The following is a 19,161-nucleotide window of genomic DNA, read 5'->3' as shown; positions in this document are numbered from 1 at the left end:
ATGGACAGCCTGCCGCGTCGCGTCGTGCTGCAACTGGGCCTGGCGCAACTGATCAACTGGGGCGTGACTTTCTATCTGCCGGGGGCCTTTGCCCCGGCCATCGTTGCCGATACGGGCTGGGGCGGTCAGCAGGTGTTTGCCGGGTTGTCGGTGGCGCTGTTGGTCATGGGTCTGATTTCGCCCTTGAGTGGCCCGTTGATCCAGCGACTGGGCGGGCGGCGGCTGATGCAGATCGGCGCGCTGCTCAATGCATCAGGCTGCATCGGCTTGTCGCTGTGCAGCACGTCGGGCGGTTATTTCGCGGCCTGGGCGTTGCTGGGCCTGGGCATGCGCCTGTCACTCTACGACACGTTGTTCGCCACCCTGGCAGGGTTGGCGGGCGCCGCAGCCCGCCCGGTGATGGTGCAGATCACCTTGCTGGGCGGCCTCGCTTCGGCGGTGTTCTGGCCCTTGGGTCATGGTTTGCTGGACGCTTACGGCTGGCGCACGGGCATTGCCCTGTATGGCGTGTTGGCCTTGTGCAGCGGCCTGCTGTTGAGTGGCCTGCCCAACGCCGCCGCAGCACCAGCGCAGCAAATTGACCAGGCGCCTGCCACGGTGCCCTGGCCGCGCAAGCTTGGCTACGCCCTGAGCGTGACGCTGATCAGTTTTATCTCGGCGGGTTTGTCGGCCCATCTGCCCGGCCTGTTGCTCGACTTCAACCTGCCACTCTGGCTGGCTGCCCTGTGGGGCATCGGCCAGACCTGCTCGCGCCTGGCGCAAAGCTTGCTGGCGCGATCGCTGTCGGCGCTGCGGCTGAATGTCTGGGTCGGCATGGGCCTGAGCCTGAGCTTTGCCATCGGCCTGTGCAGTCAGGGGCGGATCTGGCTTGCTTGTGTGTTTGTCTTTGGCTATGGCGCCATGAATGGTCTGGCGACGCTGTTGCGGGCCAGCCTGCCGTTTGAGCTGTTCGAGCATGGCCAGTATGCGCAACTGGTGGGGCGGCTACTGGCGCCGGGATTTGTCTGTGCGGCCGCCGCGCCCTGGTGTTATGCGGCGGTGCGGGAGGTGGCGGGGGATGAGGGCATGTTGGGGCTGTCGTTGGGCCTCGCGTTGGTCGTGTTGACGGTCGCGCGGTTATTAAGTCGTGTGGGTGCGAGGCTTGCCCGCGAAGATGTCAGTACATCCGATAGAGGTTGTTGAACCCTGATATCGCCTTCGCGGGCAAGCCTCGCTCTCACATTGCGCGGTATCCGGTGATTTTTTTGATAGATAATTTGCATCTTTGCTTAGAATTTAAATGCATTTCTGTAATGTTTTGTTCGGTGATAGGGTTCTAACCAATCGCTGGAACCTTGAGAAAAGTTATTAAAAGGACTTTCAGGTCACAGCTTCGTCCTCTTTTCTGCAAGGAATACCTGCATGGCCGGATTTGATCACCTGAGCCGCCGTCGTCTGTTGGGTCTGACCGGCGTCGCTCTGGCCAGCCCGCTGTTGTTGAGCCTGCCGCGCCTTGGCTGGGCTGCCGATGAGCATGCCGGGCATCACGCCGATGGCGAGCCTGCCGGCACCGGCGAGTTCATCCGCCTGGCCGAGCCACGCAAGCTGAAACTGGCCATCAACCTCAATGCGGTGTGCCTGGCGCCGGTGGTCATCGCCCATGGCCAGGGCTTCTTCACCAAGCACAACCTGGATGTGGAACTGGTCAACTTCGGCAACTCCACGGAGGTGCTGCTCGAAGCCATCGCCACGGGCAAGGCCGACGCCGGGATCGGTATGGCTCTGCGCTGGCTCAAGGCGCTGGAGCAAGGCTTCGACGTCAAGCTCACCGCCGGCACCCATGGCGGTTGCCTGCGTCTGTTGAGCGCCACCAGTGGCTCCATCAACACACTGGAAGACCTCAAGGGCAAGGCCATCGGCGTCACCGATATGGCCAGCCCGGACCGCAACTTTTTCTCGGTATTGCTCAAGCGCCACGGCGTCGATCCCGTGCGCGACGTCGAGTGGCGCCTGTATCCCGCCGACCTGCTCGGCACTGCCCTGGAGCGCGGCGAAGTGCAGGCCATCAGCGGCAGCGATCCGTTCATGTACCGCCTGATCAAGGGCGGCAAGGCCAGGGAGCTGTCTTCCAACCTGGTTGAGGAATACGCCGATATCAGCTGCTGCGTGGTCGGCGTGACCGGCAAGCTGACCCGTGACAACAAGCAAGTGGCAGCGGCCCTGACCCAGGCCATTCTCGAGGCTCACGACTACTCGGTGAAACACCCGGATGAAGTGGCCAAGGGTTTCCAGGCCTATTCCCTGAATACCAGCACCGAGGAAGTCGAGGCGATTCTTCACGACCATACCCACGGCCACCATGCCGTCGGCGCGGCGCTGACCAAGGAAATCGCCACCTACGTCAAGGATCTGCAAGGCGTCGAGGTGATCCGCGCCAGCACCGACGCCAACGCTTTCGCCAAGGAGATCACCGCCGATGTCTTCAGTTGAGTTGACCGATATTGGCAGCCTTGCCGCGCGCCGCCCCGTGCAGTTCTGGGCGCAAGGCGTACTGGCGGTGCTGGCCTGGGTCGGGGTTGCCGCGCTGATCAGCTATTGGCCCAACGCCAGCCGCAACTGGCCGATGACCGACGGCCTGGCGCGTTTGTCCCTGGTGGTGGCGGCGCTGATCGTTGTCGCGGCCATCGCCGGGCGCTGGTGGCCGGGTTTGGCGCGGCGGGTGCGCGGGGCCGGGGCCTGGTTGATTGCCTTGCCGATTCTGCTCGGCGCCTGGGAATTGCTCACCGCCAAGCTGGGCCTGCTGCCGGTGCCATTTTTCGCGCCGCCGCAAGCCTTGCTCGATGTCTATGTCGAGGACTGGCCGCGCCTGGCCGATAGCCTCTGGCACTCGGCGTTGTTGCTCGGCAGCGGTGTGGCCTTGGGTGCGGCGACCGGGTTTATCGCCGGGGTCGCCATCGGCTGGTCGCGCAGCATTGGTTATTGGCTGCACCCGGTGTTGCGCATCCTCGGCCCGGTGCCGTCGACCGCCTTGCTGCCGCTGTGCTTCTTTCTGTTTCCCAGTAGTTGGAGCGCCAGTGTGTTTCTGATTGCGCTGGCCACCTGGTTCCCAGTCACGGTGCTGACCTGGTCGGGCGTGGCCAGTGTCGACAAGGCCTACTACGACGTGGCCCGAACCCTCGGCGCCAAACAGAGCTTTCTGATCTTCCATGTAGCGATTCCTGCTGCTTTGCCCCATGTGTTCGTCGGCCTGTTCATGGGCCTGGGCGCCTCGTTCTCGACCTTGGTGGTGGCGGAAATGATGGGGGTCAAGTCCGGTATCGGCTGGTACCTGCAATGGGCTCAGGGCTGGGCGGCCTACGCCAATATGTACGCAGCGCTGCTGATCATGGCCCTGGCCTGTTCCGGGTTGATTTCGGCGCTGTTCCTGATTCGTGACCGGCTGTTGGCCTGGCAACAAGGAGCAATGAAATGGTAGCGGCAGCCGCTTCGACAGACACCGCAAGCACGGCCGGGCTGGCCCTGCGTATCGACAACATCAGCCACGGTTTTTCCCTGGAAGGCCAGCGCCTGGCGGTGCTGGACAAGGTTTCCCTGGACATTGCCCCCGGTGAATTCGTCGCGCTGCTCGGGCCTTCGGGTTGCGGCAAGTCGACGTTGCTGCGCCTGGTGGCGGGGCTGGAACCGGCGGACAGTGGCAACTTACTGGCCGATGGCGAACCCATCAAAGGCCCGGACCCGAGCCGGGTGGTGGTGTTCCAGGACCCGACGCTCTATCCGTGGCGCAGGGTGCGTGACAACGTCGCTCTGGGTCTGGAAGCCCAGGGCCTGCTCAAGACTCACTCGGCAAAAATTGATGCGGCCCTGGCCAAGGTCGGCCTCAGCACCTTTGGTCGTGCCTATCCCCGACAACTGTCCGGCGGCATGGCGCAACGGGTAGCCTTGGCAAGGGCTCTGGTCAACGAACCGCGCCTGCTGATCCTCGACGAGCCTCTGGGCAAACTCGACTCCCTGACCCGCATCGCCATGCAGAAGGAACTGATCGACCTCTGGCAACGCCAGGGCTACACGGCGCTGCTGGTGACCCACGATGTCGAAGAGGCGCTGCTGCTGGCCAACCGCGTCATCGTCTTCAGCGACCGCCCGGCCAGTATCAAGGCGCAACTGACCATCGAAAGGCCGTACCCGCGCCATCGCGATGATCCGTACCTGGTGGATTTGCGGAAGCAGATTCTGGGGTTGTTGGGGTTGGCAGATAATTGGTGAGAGTGGCGCCCCACCTGAACCTGTGGGAGCGGATTCATCCGCGAAGAGGGCGGTACATTCGATGCATTTCCATTGTCCGGGTCGCCAGCTTCGCGGATAAATCCGCTCCCACAAGATCTCTTGAAGGCCTCAGGAACCGGGCAGTTCCTCAAGGGCCTTGCTCACCAACGCATCGATCAACTGCAACTGCTGCACCGCCGAAAAGATCTGGCTGCGTTCCGGATCCTTGAGGTTATCGGCGCATTCATAGAGCGACACCCGGTTGCAGCGCAGCATATCGCTGGCATGGTTCAGAGCTTCGATGGCGGTAAGGTTTTCGTTGACTGTGAAAGGTGGGGCGGGGGTGGTGTCTTGCATGTGATTTGACTCCTGATCACTGATTAGGAGCCGTCACCGTCATCGCTACTACACGATCAGGGTGGCGGCCGCGCACAGGGTAGTAGTCCGGAGATCAGGCACCCGGTACACCCGAAGGTGTCCTGCGCACGGCCACCATAAAAACCAGGCCGTAAAAAAGCGCCTTGCAGAAGGTGGCGCAGTGCGCCTGATAAAGCCGGGCTACTACACCCGATCGTTGAATGGGCAACGACCGGCGCAGACTAGAGACCGAAATTCACAGGCACAAGAGGGTGGGGATTGTCTCGGAAACTTCACTCAAGATAAAGAGACGTGTCCTGCAAGATATTGCCGATGCTCGCGGCATATGCCCCGCCGAGCACAACCTGTGGGAGCGGATTCATCCGCGAAGAGGCCGATATAGGCGATGCATATTTATCGTCAGGAACACCGTCTTCGCGAATGAATTCGCTCCCACACAAGCTGCACCGGCCTTGTGAAATGTTTAGAAACAAAACCGGTCAAGCCCTTCATCCGCGTGGCAATGCCCTCATCGGGATATCTGATCGGAAAAATCCCTGCGAATGAGAGTTTTTCCTTGTAGGGAATGTTTCGTGCATCTATAAGAAAACCCTCCCTTTTTTTGTAGATTTAACGGATTGAACCTATGAGCGATACCTGGAACGAAGGCTATTTCACGGACGTGGGTTACACCTATGGCTATTACCGGGAAATCAATCCCGTGTTCCAGCGCTACTGTCTGCTGCTCAGAGGCCTGGGTGGTGTCGAGAGTGCTAATGCCTACCACTGTGAGCTGGGCTTTGGTCAGGGTGTCTCGGTCAATATCCACGCTGCCGCCAACCCCGGGCACTATGTAGCAACCGACTTCAATCCGGCCCATGCCAACCATGCCAACAGCCTGGCCGCCGGCTTCAATAGCTCGGCGCGGCTGTATGACGACAGTTTCGAGCAGTTGCTGGTCCGGCAAGACCTGCCGCAATTCGACAGCATCAGCCTGCATGGCATCTGGACCTGGATCAGCCGCGATAACCAGAAGCTGATCGTCGAGTTCACCCGCCGTCATCTCAAGCCCGGTGGCGTGCTTTATATCAGCTACAACTGCCTTCCGGGCTGGTCACCCCAGGCGCCGTTGCGCCAGCTGTTCACCCTGCACGATCGCTTTGCCGCGCCGGCCAGTGGCGCCGTGGGTCGGGTCGAGGCGGCGTTGAAGTTTTCCGAAGCGCTGCTGGCGGCCCAGCCGGCCTATGCCCGGGCGGTGCCGGGGCTGGATGCCAAGCTCAAGACGGTGATGGGGCAGAACCGCAACTACGTGGCCCACGAGTACTTCAATCGTGACTGGAACGTCATGTACTTCACCGACGTGGTTGACGCTCTGGCTCCGGCCAAGCTCGACTACGCCTGCACTGCCGTGACCCAGGACACTGTGGATGCGATCAATTTGAGTGCCGAAGGCCAGACCTTCCTCAAGACTATCGAACACCCGATCATGCGCGAGCAGGCCCGGGATTATTTCGTCAACCAACAGTTCCGCAAGGACCTGTACGTACGCGGTGCGAGCAAGCTGGCCGATAGCGAACAGCGCGAACGCATGCTCAATACGCGCTTCGTGCTCACCCAATCGGCCGACAGCGTGCCGAGCAAAGTGACCGGCGCAATGGGCGAGGCCACCCTGCAGCAGGAAATCTACGCGCCGTTGATCGAAGCCCTGGCGGCCAAGGCTTATGCGCCGAAAACCATGCGTCAGCTGGCTGCGGCCTTGCCGTCACCAAGCTACCCGATCCTCAGCCAGGCCATTGCCATTCTGGTCGGCCTGGGGGCCGTTGCCCCGTGTCAGAGCGAAGCGGCTGAAAAACAGGTGCAGGTACGCTGCGCGGCGCTGAACCAGCATCTGTGCCAGCAGGCGCATTTCGACAAGCGCGTCGAAGTGCTGGCCAGCCCGGTAACCGGCGGTGGCGTGACCGTGGATCGCTTCCAGCAACTGTTCCTCAACGCTATCCGTCTGGGCCGCAAGCAGCCTGCAGAATGGGCGCAGTACGTCTGGCAGATTCTCGCTGAACAGGGCCAGCGCTTGCTCAAGGACGGCAAGGCCATGGAAAGCCCCGAAGACAACCTGGCCGAGCTGACGCGTCAGGCGGAAGTCTTTGCTGACAAGGGGCTGGCGGTGCTCAAGGCGTTGCGAGTGGCGTGAGGCAGTTGCGCTGTTGAAATCTATGTGGGAGCGGATTCATCCGCGAATACGGGATTACAGGCGACCTATATGCGTCGGATATGTTGGCCTTTTCGCGGATGAATCCGCTCCCACAAGTGAATAGGTGCAATCCATGCACCTGCACTGTTATCAATGCATCGTCGCCCGCACCTGCCGAGTCGTGCCTGGCTTGCTGTCGACAATCCACTCCGGCCACACATCCATCGACCACTCGGCGGTGCGGCACTGTTCGTGGAGGATGGCCAGCCACTGGCGCAGGGGTTGTTGCGCCAGCAGCAGGGCGGCCTTTTTCTCGCCGCTCTTGAAGGTCAGGGCGATGATGTCCGGCGTACGGGTGATGTCGATGGCATCGACCAGGAGACGGCTGTCCTGAGGGTGAGCCAGTACCGGGGCCTGATGCGGCAACTGGGCCACGGCGGCCTGCTGGGCAAAGGCCTGAATCGCGTCGGTGTGATAATCCGGCACCGGTGAGGCGCGGCTGGCGCTGGAGGAGGGCTGTAACCAGCTGAACAGGTGCGGCAGCATGCGCTTGAGCAGGCGCTGGGTCAGCCAGAACACCATGGGCTCGCCCGATTCAATCTCGCCGACCAGGCGCAGACGGTCCTCGGACTCGTCCATTTCCGTGGTCACTCGCTTGAGTTCCACCGGTTCGCTTGCCAATACCGCATCTTCCGTCGTCACGCATACGCTCCAGATTAAAAGCCGCAAAGCTCACTAGATGGCTGCGCCGAGGGCATTTATCAAGGGGCGCGGGTGACCGGTGATCTGAATTGGAGTGAGCGCTGGTACGAGCCGATTCTTATCAAACAACGCAAAGCCCGGGTAATTACCGGAGCTCTGTGGGAGCGAATTCATTCGCGAAGGCGCCGGTACATTCGACAGATATTCGTCGTCTGAAACACCGCTTTCGCGAATGAATTCGCTCCCACAGGTTTGCTCCCAGGGCATGTGGTTTGAGCTTTCAGATCGAACGCGGCAACAGGCTTGTCGCATTATCGAGACTGGCCAGGTCCATCAGTGACATATGCCACTCGGTGCCATCGAGCATCTCGTCGAGGTAGTCATCACTGGCGGCCAAGTCTTCGTGGCTGAGCTGGCTGGCGGCGAGGGGGTTGATCACCATCAGCGTGTCACCGTCAGTTTCGGCGGTTGCGGTGCGCTGAGGGGCAAAGGCATTGATCAGCAACGACAGGTAGTTCATGGCTACTTCTTCCTTTAGGTAGAGCGTCAGGTCAGTGGATACGCGACCCACTTTCTGCACTGTTTATGAACGGTGGGCCGTGCGGCGTTTCTCGCTGGTGCGCGATGGGCGCTGAACGTCCTGTGTCAGTGGTGTTTTGCGGGTTTGCCGGGTAAGTGTTGAAAATTCTGTGCCAAGTCGCCGACCGTACGTAGATTTCACTGAAAGCATTCAGTGAGCCCCGTATGATGGCTGCGATTTTCCGCCTGAGGTCTTGTTGCGATGCTGAAGTATTTCGCTGTTCTATTGTTGGCCCTGGCCGGTGCCGCCCATGCCGCTGTTGATCAGGCAGCGCCTGCCTTGCAGACTGATCTGGCCCTGAGCTACCTGGCCCAGGTCGACGACAGCATTGCGGACAAGCCCCTGATCATCTTCCTGCATGGCTCCGGCACCAACGAAGAGGACCTGTTCGGCCTCAAGGACGAATTGCCCGCCGAGTACAACTACCTGTCGGTACGCGGCCCCTTCACCCAGCAGGAAGGTGCCTATCGCTGGTTCGCCAGCCGGCCCGACGCAGCAGAATACGACGGAGTGACCGCCGACCTGCAACGCAGCAACGAGCTGCTTGGCCAATTCATCGCCCAAGCCACCGAGAAGTACCACACCCAGCCGCGCAAGGTATTCCTGATCGGTTTCAGCCAGGGGGCGATCATGAGTTACGAAGTTGCCCTGCGCCATCCAGAACTCGTCGGCGGCATTGCGGTGCTTAGCGGCAAGGTGTTGTCGGTGCTGCAACAGGAACTCAAGCCGGACAATAGCCGTCAGTCCCTGGCGATCTTCATCGGCCATGGCAGCCTCGACCCGCAATTGCCCGCCAGCAGCGCCAGCGGTGCCCGTGTGGTCCTGGAAACCCTGGGGCTTAACCCGGACTATCACCTCTACGAAGGCATGCGCCACACCATCAACAACACCGAGATGAACGACCTCAACGCCTGGTTGCAGCGCGCGGCGAGCCGGCCATAAAGCCAGGCCAAAAAAAACCGCCCGGGGAGGGGCGGTCAAGTTGCGTTCCTGGAGCGGAGACAAATCGCAATGAAGCTAGATTAGCGATTTTCTCGGCGGGTCATTAGTCGTGCGTATCGATAGCGGGTATGTCTGAAAAGAATGGCGATGGTGTTGGCGTCAGCGGGCAGCGATCCGATAAGCCCGCGAACATCCACTATCCCGTTGGAGCGAGGCTTGCCCGCGAACCTGTCGGCGTGGAGTTTCAGGCATACCGCGTCGAGGCCTTCGCGGGCAAGCCCGGCTCCAACGAATCATCCCACCTCATAGTTCAAATGCTTCAACCGCGAAGTCTGTTTTTTAGGGGAGTAAGTATCCTTGATGTGTCGCCGGGGCTATCTTTAAATAAGAATTTGTAAGGGTTTTCCATTTCTTCTGTAGGAAAGCTCTTTAAGTATGTGATTTGATAAAAAAGTCTCAGTATCTGGCTTTCATGGTGTCAGTGGGTATGTTATTAAATTTGGCTGGAAAGCGATATTTAATGAAGTTGCTCAAAATGGCTGTGGAGGTTGAAAGGTGGATTCTTTTCATCGTTACTATCTTGCCCAAGAAATTCATCCTGTCGATGACGAAGCTCTTGCGAAGGCGCTCGAAAGCCTAGAGGGGGCGGCACTCAAATTTTCTCTGGATGCGATCAGTGATGCAGAACAACGGGCCAATTACAATCGGAATGTGCAGAGGGTCAAGGCGGCGATGTTGGCAGAGGTCCGGGCAGGTAGGGTGCGAGTCAAAGAAGCGGCAGAGCATTGCTATGCATTGCGTAATCAGATAATGATTGAGACCAGAAATAGAACTTCGGTGCAAGGTAAAGCCGTTGCGGAGCATAGAAAGAATGTGTCTCCGGCTTTGCAGATGTTGCTGGAGAAATACTCAGGTAAAAGATTTGGTAAAAGCTTCGCTGAGCTAAACTCTCATCAAAGAAATGCCATTCATTATGAGATTATCGAATCCTCCGCAAGGCCGAGCGCAAAATATAACACTACCAGTAAAGTGCTGAATGTGACGGGTAAAGTGCTGATTGTCGTGACAATTGCTTATGCTGTATATGATGTTGTCAACGCAGACAATAAAATCAAAGAGGTTACCAAGCAAGGGGCGATGATAAGCGGCAGCTTTGCCGGGGCTAGGGCGGGCGCTGCTGTTTCTGTCGTGTGTGGACCTGGTGCCCCTATATGTACTATCGCATTGATGCTTGCTGGTGGGCTAGTGGGAGGGCTTGCAGGTGGATGGTCCGCATCACAAATTGTTGAATTGATGGATGGCGAAATAGAAGAGTTTATAAAGTGGCAAGTATTTTAGTGAGGTGGCGATGTTGTGCTTTTCAATGGTTGAGGTTGTTTTTATGCTTTCACTGCTGATTGCCTGCCTCATGGGTGTTGGTATAAATATCTACGTTGGCTATCGAGATCTTGATCTGGTGTTGAGTATTTTCAAGAAAAGTTATGCCATAGAGTACTATGGGCGCCCGAGAGAGTGGTCGTTTTCCTCACGGCTTTCTCTTGCACACAGCTTTTCGGGAATTATTGGGTGGTCCAGCAGATACCTACGAAATGGGATGCTAGACCCCGAAGAGTTCTCGCGCTTACCTAAAGCAGTAGTAAAGCGCATGCAATGGTCCCTCCGGCTGACGATGGGAGGGGGGTTAGGTGCCATTACTATTTTTATGCTTCACTTTTTTTTTGATATGTAATCGCAGGCTATTCGGTAGTTCGCCATTTAGGTAACGGGAGTATTAGAGACGGCGCGCTATCCCACATCGATATCCAGCCGCTTCAACCGCGAAGCCAGTGTTGTCGGCTTCAGCCCCAGCAACTCTGCCGCACCGCCTTTGCCAAACAACTTGCCACCACAGGCCTTGAGCGCGGCCTGCATATTGTTGCGTTCCAGATCCCGCAGCTGGGCGTCGGTAAGAATGCGTTCTTCTGTCGATGCCGTGGCGGGCGCAGCGGCTTTCGGCTCGTCCGGCAGATCGAGATTAAGGTCCGCACCGGACGAGGTGATCAGTGCCCGTTCGATGACGTTCTGCAGCTCGCGAATATTGCCCGGCCAGGAGTAACGTTGCAGGCGTTCGATATCGCTGTTGCGCAGGCGCCGCCCGGGCATGTTCAGGCGCTTGGCGGTCTGTTTGAGAAAGTGCGCGGCCAGGGGCGCGATATCCATGGGCCGGTCGCGCAGGGCCGGGGACTGGATCGGGAACACATTGAGGCGAAAGTACAGGTCCTCGCGGAAATGCCTGGCCCCGACTTCCTGGCGCAGGTCGCGGTTGGTCGCGGCAATGATGCGCACATCGACCTTGCGCGTGCGCTCTTCGCCGACCCGTTCGAACTGGCCTTCCTGCAAGACCCGCAGCAATTTGCTTTGCAGCTCAAGGGGGATCTCGCCGATCTCGTCGAGGAACAGCGTGCCGCCATCGGCCAGTTCGAAACGCCCGACGCGATCACGCACCGCGCCGGTAAAGGCGCCACGGATATGGCCGAAAAATTCGCTCTCGAACAGCTCGGTGGGGATCGCCGCGCAGTTGACCCGGATCAGCGGATGGGCGCTGCGGCGGCTGGCCTGGTGGATGGCCCGGGCGATGAGCTCCTTGCCGGTGCCGGACTCGCCATTGATCAACACACTGGCATCGGTGGGCGCGACCACATCTATCTGGCGGATGATCTTGAGGATGGGTTCGCTCTGGCCGACGATCTCGCGGAAGTTGTGCTCGATATGAATCTCTTCCTGCAGGTAGGCGTTCTGTTCTTCCAGACGCTCCTTGAGCACCTTCAACTCTTCCAGCGCCACATGCAGCTGGTTTTCCGTGGTGCGTCGTTCGGTGATATCGCGAAACACCACCACGGCCCCGGCAATGCGGCCGTCGGAGATCACCGGGGTGCTGGTGAATTCCACCGGAAAGCTGCTGCCGTCGCGGCGCCAGAACACTTCCTGGCGGCCTTCGTGAACCACGCCGTCGTGCACCGCCTTGTAGATCGGGCAGTCTTCCACCGGGTAGTGGCTGCCATCGGCATGGCTGTGATGGTGAATGCGGTGGATGTTCTTGCCGATCATGTCCTTGACCTCCCAGCCGAGCATGCGCGCCCCGGCCGGGTTGACGAAGGTGGCCCGGCCGTCGCTGTCGATGGCGTAGATACCGTCGCCCACGGAGCTGAGCAGCAACTGGTTGTCGCGCTCGGACTCCTGGAACAGGTTGAGGATATTGCGCCACTCGATCAGCCCGCCGCGCATGGTCCGCTCGGTATAGGCCTGGTCCTGCTGGTACTGCTGACGACTGGCTTCGCGCAACACCAGGATCAGTTGCGGGCTGCCACGGACCTGCAAGGTGGTGGCGGATATTTCCAACTCTATGCGCTCGCCGGTCTTGCAGTTGCAACTGAGGTCGTCGCTCCAGCCCCGGCCCTTGTCCATCACCGCCTGGGTGAAGACGATCAGGTCCGCCAATTGATGACCGAACAGTTTGCTCACCGGCAGGTTCAGCAGTTCCTGGCGTGGATAACCGAGCAGCTTGCAGGTGGCGATATTCAGGTCGCCAAAGCGGTCGGTGAACGGATCGAGCAGGGCGATGGCTTCAGCACAGTGTTCGAACACCATGTGCCGCGATGAATAAGCCAGGTCAGCCCAGCCGCTGAGGGAGTCGGTCTCGGTCATTACGAAATCTCGTGATGCAGCGCTACGAATATTCGTATTTCTACGGGAATGCGTGATCGGGCGAAAGCATCAGAGGGGCGATTTAAAACCGTATCAGATGGATAAGTATTTATTTATCAATTGCTTATATAGCTATAAAAAATCATTCCGGGGGCTGGCACGGCCTTCGCTCTAGTACCGGTGTAAACCCGAAAACACCCACAGCCGGAGAGCGACACGATGCCAAGCGTAGACATTGCCCACTATCAAGACGGTGACTTCCTGGTCAACTACGAAGAAAAAGTCTTCGAGGACGTCAAGGCCGAGCCGGGCGAAAAATGCCTGATCACTTTCCACACCATCGCCTTCGAGGGCTCCATCGGCCTGGTCAACATGCTCCAGGCCAAGCGCCTGCTGCGCAAAGGTTTCGAAACCAAAGTGCTGCTGTACGGACCGGGCGTGCAACTGGGCGTGCAACGCGGCTTCCCGACTCTGGGTGCCGAAGCTTTCCCCGGCCATTTGGCGGTGAATAACCAGATCAAGGCGTTCATGGCCGAAGGCGGCGAAGTCTACGCCTGCCGCTTTGCCTTGCAGGCCCTGTACGGCCAGACCGAAAAAGCCCTGATCGAAGGCATCCGCCCGATCAACCCGTTGGACGTCATGGACCTGCGCCTGCTGATGCGGCGCGAGGGTGCGTTGATTATCGATACCTGGACGGCGTAACCCATCCCTGTTGCGAAAAACGCCCTGTGGGAGCGAATTCATTCGCGAAAGCGGTATTTCAGACGAGGAAGATCTGCTGAATGTGCCGACCGCTTCGCGAATGAATTCGCTCCCACAAGGTGAATTGCATCAAGCAAGGGCTTTATCAATTCGGCAATACAGGACACCACCATGACCACCATCCGCGCCGCCGCCGTGCAGTTCAGCCCGGTGCTGTACTCGCGCCAGGCCACTGTCGACAAGCTGTGCCGCACTCTGCTGGAGCTGGGTCGCGAAGGGGTACAGTTCGCGGTATTCCCGGAAACCGTGGTGCCGTACTACCCCTATTTTTCCTTCGTCCAGCCGCCGTTTGCCATGGGCAAGCAGCATCTGTTGCTGCTAGAACAATCCGTTACCGTACCTTCCGACGTCACCCGGCAGATCGGCGAAGCCTGTCGCGAGGCGGGCATCGTCGCCAGCATCGGCGTCAACGAGCGCGACGGCGGCACTATTTATAACGCCCAGTTGCTGTTCGATGCCGACGGCAGCCTGATTCAGCATCGACGCAAGATCACCCCGACCTACCATGAGCGCATGGTCTGGGGGCAGGGCGACGGTTCCGGCCTGCGTGCCGTGGACAGCGCGGTCGGGCGCATCGGTTCGCTGGCTTGCTGGGAGCACTACAACCCCCTGGCGCGCTATGCCCTGATCGCCGATGGCGAGCAGATCCATGTGGCGATGTTTCCCGGCTCTCTGGTAGGCGACATTTTTGCCGAACAGATCGAAGTCACCATCCGCCATCACGCTCTGGAAAGCGGCTGCTTCGTGGTCAACGCCACCGCCTGGCTGGATACCGATCAGCAGCGCCGAATCATGCAGGACACCGGGTGCGAGCTGGGACCGATTTCCGGCGGCTGTTTTACCGCGATTATTTCCCCGGAAGGCAAGGTCCTCGGCGACCCCTTGCGCAATGGCGAAGGGGTAGTGATTGCCGACCTCGACCTGGCCCTGATCGACAAGCGCAAACGCATGATGGATTCGGTCGGCCACTACAGCCGCCCGGAACTGCTGAGCCTGTTGATCGACCGCACGCCCACCGCCCATGTGCATGAGCGCGCTGGCGCACTTCATCCAGTGAAGGAGGTTGATCATGCACAACAGTGAACTGCTCGCCGAGCTGCAATGCCACGGCCTGCGCTGGCCCGCGGCGCAGAACGGCCTGTCGCGCCAGGGTGGCGCCGGGCCTTCCGATCACAAGGCGCTGACCGTCGGCAGCCGTACTTCGATGATCCCGATCCTCAATCAGGCGTCCCAGGATTCGCCCTATCAGGCCAAACCCAGCGAAGACGGCAGCCATGCGCTGATTTTCCGCCAGGGCCAGCAGGTCGGCCAGGTGCAGATGCCCGGTGTACCGAAGTTCTATGGCCTGAGCACCGAGGACGGCATTCCTTACTGGAAGATCGCCACGCTGCACAGCAGTGACGTGCTCGCGACTACCGTGTTGCAGCACTGCATCCGTTTCAATGATCGCGGTACCTCCTGCCAGTTCTGCGCCATCGGCCAGTCCCTGGCGGCGGGCAAGACCATCGCCCGCAAGCGCCCGCAGCAACTGGCAGAGGTGGCCAAGGCGGCGGTGGAACTGGACGGCGTCAAGCATATGGTAATGACCACCGGCACCCCGCAGACCCCGGACCGTGGCGCGGCGATTCTTTGCGAGTCGGCGGCGGCCGTGACCGCCGCCATCGATCTGCCGATCCAGGCCCAGTGCGAGCCGCCGGACGATGACCGCTGGTTCAGCCGCCTGCGCGACAGCGGCGTGGTCTCCCTGGGCATGCACCTGGAGGCGGTCACAGACGAAGTGCGCCAACGCATCATGCCGGGCAAGGCCGAAGTGCCCCTTAGCCGTTATATCGAGGCGTTCGAGGCGGCGGTCGGGGTGTTTGGTCGCGGTCAGGTCAGCACCTACATCCTCGCCGGGCTGGGCGACAGCGAATCGGCCATCGTCGAGATGAGCGAGCGTCTCAGCGCCCTGGGTGTGTATCCCTTCGTCGTGCCGTTCGTGCCCATCGACGGCACGCCCCTGGCCCGTCACCCGAAACCCGATAGCGCCATGATGGCCCGGCTGTATCCGCAGATCGGCGCCAGCCTGCGTCGGCACGGCCTGCACTCGGAGCAGATCAATGCCGGGTGTGCCAAGTGCGGGGCCTGCTCGGCCCTGAAAAGCCACGAATAACTGCGGGAGTCACGCTCATGCCCAATCTGGCCTATGCCTTGGTCGACAGTACCTTCGAGCCGTTTCGCGCCGGTGAACTGGTGGTCAAGCCCGCCAGCGAACCGTGGGAGAAGCAGGCCTATTACGCCCTGCGCCGGGCGGTGTTTTCCGACGAGCAACAACTGCTGCCCCAGGACAAGGACGGCCACGACTTCCAGGCCATTGCCATTGTCGCCCTGGCGGGCAACTGCGGCATGGCCGATCAAGTGGTCGGTGCCGTGCGTATCTATCAGCCGCAACCGGGACTGTGGTTTGGCGGGCGTCTGTGCGTGGCCCAGGCCTATCGCCGGCACAGCATGATCGGCAAGGCGCTGGTCAACGAGGCGGTATCCCGGGCCAAGGAACTAGGCTGCGAGGTGTTTCACGCCACGGTGCAGCAGGCCAACGAGGCGTATTTCCACAGTCTGCACTGGCGGACTCTGCAACCCCTTGAACTGCTCGGCCAGCCCCATTGCCTGATGCAGGCGGACCTGGTGAGCTATCCGTTCATGCCTCGCCAGGTGTCACTGGGCCCACTGAAGGGGGCTCGTCATGGCTGATTTCCTGCCTCTTGGCGAACTGCTGGCAGCCCTGCGAGATACTCCGGCGATGCGCTCCAAGCAGGCCATTCAACAACCGGCCACGGTATTGGCCGATCACTCCCGGCCTCTGACCCGTCAGCAGCTGTATGCCTTGCCCGGCGACGACACGGCAGCCATTGCCTGCGGCGAGCATTACCAGTTGCTGGCCATCGAAGGCATGTTGCCCGGTTTCGTCAGCGCGGCGCCCTGGTTCGCCGGCTGGTCGGCAGTGATGGCCAACGTCAGCGATATCACCGCCATGGGCGGCCGGGCGACGGCGGTGGTGAATGCCTACTGGCATCACGATGAGGCCGCAGCCGGGCAAATCCTCGCCGGAATCCAGGCCGCCTGCCGCGCCTACGGCTTGTTATTGGCGGGCGGCCATACCAGTCAGGCGGCGGGTAACCCGACGGCGCTGGCCGTGGCTATTACCGGTATTGCCAGTCGCTTGCTGTCGAGCCTGCATGTGATGCCGGGGCAGGTGATTGCCATGGCCGTGGATCTGGAAGGCGTCTGGCACGCCGACAGCACGTACTGGAAAGCCTTCGAAGGCGTACCTGCCGAACGCCTGCGCAGCAAGCTTGAGGTGCTGCCGCGCCTGGCCGAAGCCGGCTTGCTCAAGGCGGCCAAGGACATCAGCAACGCCGGGGTGCTGGGCAGCCTGCTGATGCTGCTGGAAAGCACCGGTTGCGGCGCCGAAATCGACCTGGCGAGCCTGCCATGCCCGGCCGACGGCGACCTGCTGCGCTGGCTGCAAGTCTTCCCCAGCTACGGCTTCCTGATGACCCTCGACGCCGCCGATTGGGACAACGTCCAGGCCGCTTTTGCCTTCGAAGGCCTGCGTTGCCAACGCATCGGCCAGGTCACCGACAGCGGCGCGCTGAACGTGCGCGACGGCGCACAACACGACCAATTCTGGAACCTGCGCGAGCGGTCTTTCACCGGCTTCAGCTATGCGCAACTCGATCTTTCCTCCGTGCAACCACAGGAGCACTGATATGCCCGCAGTCAACTTCAAGATCCGCTGGCCCGACGGCAAGGAAGCGGCCGGTTACTCGCCGTCCACGGTGATCTACGAGCATCTTCAGGAGGGCGCCAGCTACCCGCTGGCGGACTTTCTTGAGCGCATCGAAGGCGGCCTGAACAACGCGTCCGAGCGGGTCAAGCAGGTCAAGGGCTTCTACTGCAGCTCGGCCATGGACACCCTCAACTCACTCAAGGGCCAAGCCTCGCGCCAGCAGGACGGGCCGGTGGCGGTGTTGAGCATGCGCACCGAAGGCGGCGGCCGGGTTACCGGGGCGGGGTGGAGTTCTTTCTAGCCCGAACACTATTTTGTTGGAGCGAGGCTTGCCCGCGAAGAGGTCGGTACATCCGGCCGATTTGTTGAAACTGAAACATTGCCTTCGCGGGCAAGCCTCGCTCCAACGGCTTCCGTACTCATCGCTATTGGAGACTCACCCATGCCACATCTCACCTCAGTCAAACCCCCGCACTACAGCGTCATCATCGTCGGCGGCGGCCAGGCCGGGTTGTCCGCCAGTTATTACCTGCAAGCCCAGGGCATCGACCATCTGCTGCTGGAAAAAAACAGCCTGACCCACGCCTGGCGCCATCAACGCTGGGATGCCTTCAGCCTGGTCACGCCAAACTGGCAGTGTGCGCTGCCGGGTTATCGCTATGGCATCGAGCATCCGGGCACTGATCCCCATGGCTTCATGGTCAAGGATGAAATCAACGCTTACCTGGCCGGCTTCGTCGCCAAGGTCAATGCCCCGGCGCTGGAAGGGGTGACGGTGCGTCGTGTGGTACCGCGCAGTCATGGCGGTTACGACGTGCATACGTCCAAGGGTGAGTTCACGGCTGATCAGGTGATCGTCGCCTCGGGTGGTTATCACACGCCGATCATTCCGCGTCTGGCCGAGCGTCTGCCAGCGGATATCGCCCAGATTCATTCGGAGCAATACCGCAACCCGCAAAGCCTGCCCGAGGGCAATGTGCTGGTGGTGGGTTCGGGTCAGTCCGGTGCGCAGATCGCCGAAGACCTGCACCTGGCCGGACGCAAGGTGTTCCTGGCGGTGGGCGATGCACCGCGTTGCGCACGCTTTTACCGGGGGCGCGACGTGGTGGATTGGCTGGCCGAGATGGGCTACTACGATATCGGCGTTGATGCCCATCCATTGCGCGAAGGGGTGCGGGACAACACCAACCACTACGTCACCGGTCGCGATGGCGGGCGCGATATCGACCTGCGCCGGTTCGCTGCTGAAGGCATGGAGCTGTTCGGTCGTCTGGACGGCCTCGAAGGTTCGACCCTGCAGTTTTCCACCGACCTGGCCCGCAGCCTCGACAGCGCCGACGCCGTGTATAACCGCATCAACGGCTCCATCGACAACTACATCGCCGAGCAAGGCATCGAGGCCCCGGCAGGCGAAGTCTATATCCCGCGCTGGGCGCCGCAGCAGGAACGCGGCGAGCTGGACCTGAGCGCCGCCGGCATCACCAGCATCGTCTGGTGCATCGGCTTCAGCCCGGACTTCACCTGGGTCGAGGCGCCGGTATTCAATGGTCGCGGTCATCCGGGCCACACGCGCGGTGTTACCGCCCAGCCGGGGTTGTACTTCCTTGGCTTGCCATGGCTCTACACCTGGGGCTCGGGGCGTTTCTCCGGGATTGCCCGGGATGCCGAGTATCTGGTGGAGCGGATTGCCGAATCGATTTCGGGCGGCGACGAATTGCGCGTGGCCAGCCGCTAGACGCAGTCAATATGTGGGAGCGAGGCTTGCCCGCGAAGGCTATTTATCAGCCGATGACGATGTGCCGAATGTACGGACCTCTTCGCGGGCAAGCCTCGCTCCCACAGATTCAGCAGGGCGTTTGCAGTGTGGGAGCAGGCTTGCCTGCGAAGAGGCCGGTGAAGTCGATTCATCTTCCGCGGCGGTGAGTGAACCGACGA

At 60.6% G+C, this 19,161-nt stretch carries 19 protein-coding genes; 15 read left to right on the top strand and 4 right to left on the bottom strand.

Annotation, left to right across the window (positions count from 1 at the left end):
- The 4 genes from M2401_RS29460 (at window position 1) to M2401_RS29445 (ending at window position 4,242) form a co-directional block, all read left to right on the top strand.
- A complete protein-coding gene (locus M2401_RS29460) occupies window positions 1-1,182 on the top strand; it encodes an MFS transporter (RefSeq protein WP_259109266.1) in 1,182 nt (393 codons plus the stop codon).
- 219 nt (window positions 1,183-1,401) lie between these two features.
- Entirely contained in the window at window positions 1,402-2,469 is a 1,068-nt protein-coding gene (locus tag M2401_RS29455) for an ABC transporter substrate-binding protein (RefSeq protein WP_259109264.1), read from the top strand.
- Window positions 2,456-3,454, top strand: a complete 999-nt coding sequence (locus M2401_RS29450; RefSeq protein WP_259109262.1) for an ABC transporter permease — start codon at window positions 2,456-2,458, stop codon at window positions 3,452-3,454. Before M2401_RS29455 ends, M2401_RS29450 begins: the two co-directional genes overlap by 14 nt.
- Window positions 3,448-4,242 (top strand): ABC transporter ATP-binding protein, encoded by a 795-nt coding sequence (locus tag M2401_RS29445; RefSeq protein WP_259109261.1) that lies wholly within the window; start codon window positions 3,448-3,450, stop codon window positions 4,240-4,242. Before M2401_RS29450 ends, M2401_RS29445 begins: the two co-directional genes overlap by 7 nt.
- Window positions 4,243-4,371: 129 nt before the next feature.
- Here M2401_RS29445 and M2401_RS29440 read toward each other — a convergent pair whose 3' ends face one another.
- Window positions 4,372-4,599: a DUF6124 family protein gene (locus M2401_RS29440; protein WP_259109260.1), complete on the bottom strand. Its 228-nt coding sequence runs from the start codon at window positions 4,597-4,599 to the stop codon at window positions 4,372-4,374.
- A 646-nt stretch (window positions 4,600-5,245) separates the two neighbouring features.
- Between M2401_RS29440 and M2401_RS29435 the strand changes: the two genes are divergently transcribed.
- Window positions 5,246-6,787, top strand: a complete 1,542-nt coding sequence (locus M2401_RS29435; RefSeq protein WP_259109259.1) for a class I SAM-dependent methyltransferase — start codon at window positions 5,246-5,248, stop codon at window positions 6,785-6,787.
- Between the two features lie 150 nt (window positions 6,788-6,937).
- Here M2401_RS29435 and M2401_RS29430 read toward each other — a convergent pair whose 3' ends face one another.
- The gene (locus M2401_RS29430) at window positions 6,938-7,489 is read right to left on the bottom strand and encodes a hypothetical protein (protein WP_259109258.1); all 552 of its coding nucleotides are present in this window, start codon (window positions 7,487-7,489) and stop codon (window positions 6,938-6,940) included.
- A gap of 280 nt (window positions 7,490-7,769) precedes the next feature.
- Entirely contained in the window at window positions 7,770-8,060 is a 291-nt protein-coding gene (locus M2401_RS29425) for a hypothetical protein (RefSeq protein WP_259109257.1), read from the bottom strand.
- A gap of 210 nt (window positions 8,061-8,270) precedes the next feature.
- Here M2401_RS29425 and M2401_RS29420 point away from each other — a divergent pair, with 210 nt between their 5' ends.
- The 3 genes from M2401_RS29420 to M2401_RS29410 all read left to right on the top strand — a co-directional run bounded on the left by M2401_RS29420 (window position 8,271) and on the right by M2401_RS29410 (window position 10,740).
- Entirely contained in the window at window positions 8,271-9,011 is a 741-nt protein-coding gene (locus M2401_RS29420) for an alpha/beta hydrolase (RefSeq protein ID WP_259109256.1), read from the top strand.
- Between the two features lie 555 nt (window positions 9,012-9,566).
- Complete coding sequence (locus M2401_RS29415; protein WP_259109255.1) at window positions 9,567-10,349, top strand: hypothetical protein; 783 nt, start codon at window positions 9,567-9,569, stop codon at window positions 10,347-10,349.
- A 43-nt stretch (window positions 10,350-10,392) separates the two neighbouring features.
- Window positions 10,393-10,740, top strand: a complete 348-nt coding sequence (locus tag M2401_RS29410) for a hypothetical protein (protein ID WP_259109254.1) — start codon at window positions 10,393-10,395, stop codon at window positions 10,738-10,740.
- A gap of 56 nt (window positions 10,741-10,796) precedes the next feature.
- Here M2401_RS29410 and M2401_RS29405 read toward each other — a convergent pair whose 3' ends face one another.
- Complete coding sequence (locus tag M2401_RS29405) at window positions 10,797-12,695, bottom strand: sigma 54-interacting transcriptional regulator (protein WP_259109253.1); 1,899 nt, start codon at window positions 12,693-12,695, stop codon at window positions 10,797-10,799.
- 219 nt (window positions 12,696-12,914) lie between these two features.
- Here M2401_RS29405 and M2401_RS29400 point away from each other — a divergent pair, with 219 nt between their 5' ends.
- From M2401_RS29400 to M2401_RS29370, 7 genes are all read left to right on the top strand, one after another.
- On the top strand, window positions 12,915-13,397 hold the full coding sequence (locus M2401_RS29400) for an MSMEG_0572/Sll0783 family nitrogen starvation response protein (protein ID WP_259109252.1): 483 nt from the start codon (window positions 12,915-12,917) through the stop codon (window positions 13,395-13,397).
- Between the two features lie 171 nt (window positions 13,398-13,568).
- A complete protein-coding gene (locus tag M2401_RS29395) occupies window positions 13,569-14,540 on the top strand; it encodes a Nit6803 family nitrilase (RefSeq protein WP_259109251.1) in 972 nt (323 codons plus the stop codon).
- Window positions 14,527-15,609 carry an MSMEG_0568 family radical SAM protein gene (locus M2401_RS29390; RefSeq protein WP_259109250.1) on the top strand — a complete coding sequence of 361 codons (1,083 nt, stop codon included), beginning with the start codon at window positions 14,527-14,529 and terminating at the stop codon, window positions 15,607-15,609. The genes M2401_RS29395 and M2401_RS29390 overlap by 14 nt, the downstream gene beginning before the upstream one ends.
- Window positions 15,610-15,626: 17 nt before the next feature.
- Window positions 15,627-16,187 carry an MSMEG_0567/Sll0786 family nitrogen starvation N-acetyltransferase gene (locus M2401_RS29385; protein ID WP_259109249.1) on the top strand — a complete coding sequence of 187 codons (561 nt, stop codon included), beginning with the start codon at window positions 15,627-15,629 and terminating at the stop codon, window positions 16,185-16,187.
- Window positions 16,180-17,205: a sll0787 family AIR synthase-like protein gene (locus M2401_RS29380; protein ID WP_259109248.1), complete on the top strand. Its 1,026-nt coding sequence runs from the start codon at window positions 16,180-16,182 to the stop codon at window positions 17,203-17,205. Before M2401_RS29385 ends, M2401_RS29380 begins: the two co-directional genes overlap by 8 nt.
- A 1-nt stretch (window position 17,206) precedes the next feature.
- Window positions 17,207-17,527: an MSMEG_0570 family nitrogen starvation response protein gene (locus M2401_RS29375; RefSeq protein ID WP_259109247.1), complete on the top strand. Its 321-nt coding sequence runs from the start codon at window positions 17,207-17,209 to the stop codon at window positions 17,525-17,527.
- A gap of 141 nt (window positions 17,528-17,668) precedes the next feature.
- On the top strand, window positions 17,669-18,961 hold the full coding sequence (locus M2401_RS29370) for an MSMEG_0569 family flavin-dependent oxidoreductase (protein ID WP_259109246.1): 1,293 nt from the start codon (window positions 17,669-17,671) through the stop codon (window positions 18,959-18,961).
- Window positions 18,962-19,161 lie beyond the last annotated feature (200 nt).

This window comes from Pseudomonas sp. JUb42 (assembly GCF_024807945.1).
GTDB lineage: Bacteria > Pseudomonadota > Gammaproteobacteria > Pseudomonadales > Pseudomonadaceae > Aquipseudomonas.
Note: the sequence above shows the minus strand (reverse complement) of the source record. Positions and strands in the feature narration are given on the sequence as shown.

What these genes read in the sequence shown, in the direction of transcription:
- M2401_RS29460 (WP_259109266.1), top strand. Translation starts at nt 1, where the DNA reads ATGGACAGCCTGCCGCGTCGCGTCGTGCTGCAACTGGGCCTGGCGCAA.
- M2401_RS29455 (WP_259109264.1), top strand. Translation starts at nt 1,402, where the DNA reads ATGGCCGGATTTGATCACCTGAGCCGCCGTCGTCTGTTGGGTCTGACC.
- M2401_RS29450 (WP_259109262.1), top strand. Translation starts at nt 2,456, where the DNA reads ATGTCTTCAGTTGAGTTGACCGATATTGGCAGCCTTGCCGCGCGCCGC.
- M2401_RS29445 (WP_259109261.1), top strand. Translation starts at nt 3,448, where the DNA reads ATGGTAGCGGCAGCCGCTTCGACAGACACCGCAAGCACGGCCGGGCTG.
- M2401_RS29440 (WP_259109260.1), bottom strand. Translation starts at nt 4,599, where the DNA reads ATGCAAGACACCACCCCCGCCCCACCTTTCACAGTCAACGAAAACCTT.
- M2401_RS29435 (WP_259109259.1), top strand. Translation starts at nt 5,246, where the DNA reads ATGAGCGATACCTGGAACGAAGGCTATTTCACGGACGTGGGTTACACC.
- M2401_RS29420 (WP_259109256.1), top strand. Translation starts at nt 8,271, where the DNA reads ATGCTGAAGTATTTCGCTGTTCTATTGTTGGCCCTGGCCGGTGCCGCC.
- M2401_RS29410 (WP_259109254.1), top strand. Translation starts at nt 10,393, where the DNA reads ATGCTTTCACTGCTGATTGCCTGCCTCATGGGTGTTGGTATAAATATC.
- M2401_RS29405 (WP_259109253.1), bottom strand. Translation starts at nt 12,695, where the DNA reads ATGACCGAGACCGACTCCCTCAGCGGCTGGGCTGACCTGGCTTATTCA.
- M2401_RS29400 (WP_259109252.1), top strand. Translation starts at nt 12,915, where the DNA reads ATGCCAAGCGTAGACATTGCCCACTATCAAGACGGTGACTTCCTGGTC.
- M2401_RS29395 (WP_259109251.1), top strand. Translation starts at nt 13,569, where the DNA reads ATGACCACCATCCGCGCCGCCGCCGTGCAGTTCAGCCCGGTGCTGTAC.
- M2401_RS29390 (WP_259109250.1), top strand. Translation starts at nt 14,527, where the DNA reads ATGCACAACAGTGAACTGCTCGCCGAGCTGCAATGCCACGGCCTGCGC.
- M2401_RS29385 (WP_259109249.1), top strand. Translation starts at nt 15,627, where the DNA reads ATGCCCAATCTGGCCTATGCCTTGGTCGACAGTACCTTCGAGCCGTTT.
- M2401_RS29380 (WP_259109248.1), top strand. Translation starts at nt 16,180, where the DNA reads ATGGCTGATTTCCTGCCTCTTGGCGAACTGCTGGCAGCCCTGCGAGAT.
- M2401_RS29375 (WP_259109247.1), top strand. Translation starts at nt 17,207, where the DNA reads ATGCCCGCAGTCAACTTCAAGATCCGCTGGCCCGACGGCAAGGAAGCG.
- M2401_RS29370 (WP_259109246.1), top strand. Translation starts at nt 17,669, where the DNA reads ATGCCACATCTCACCTCAGTCAAACCCCCGCACTACAGCGTCATCATC.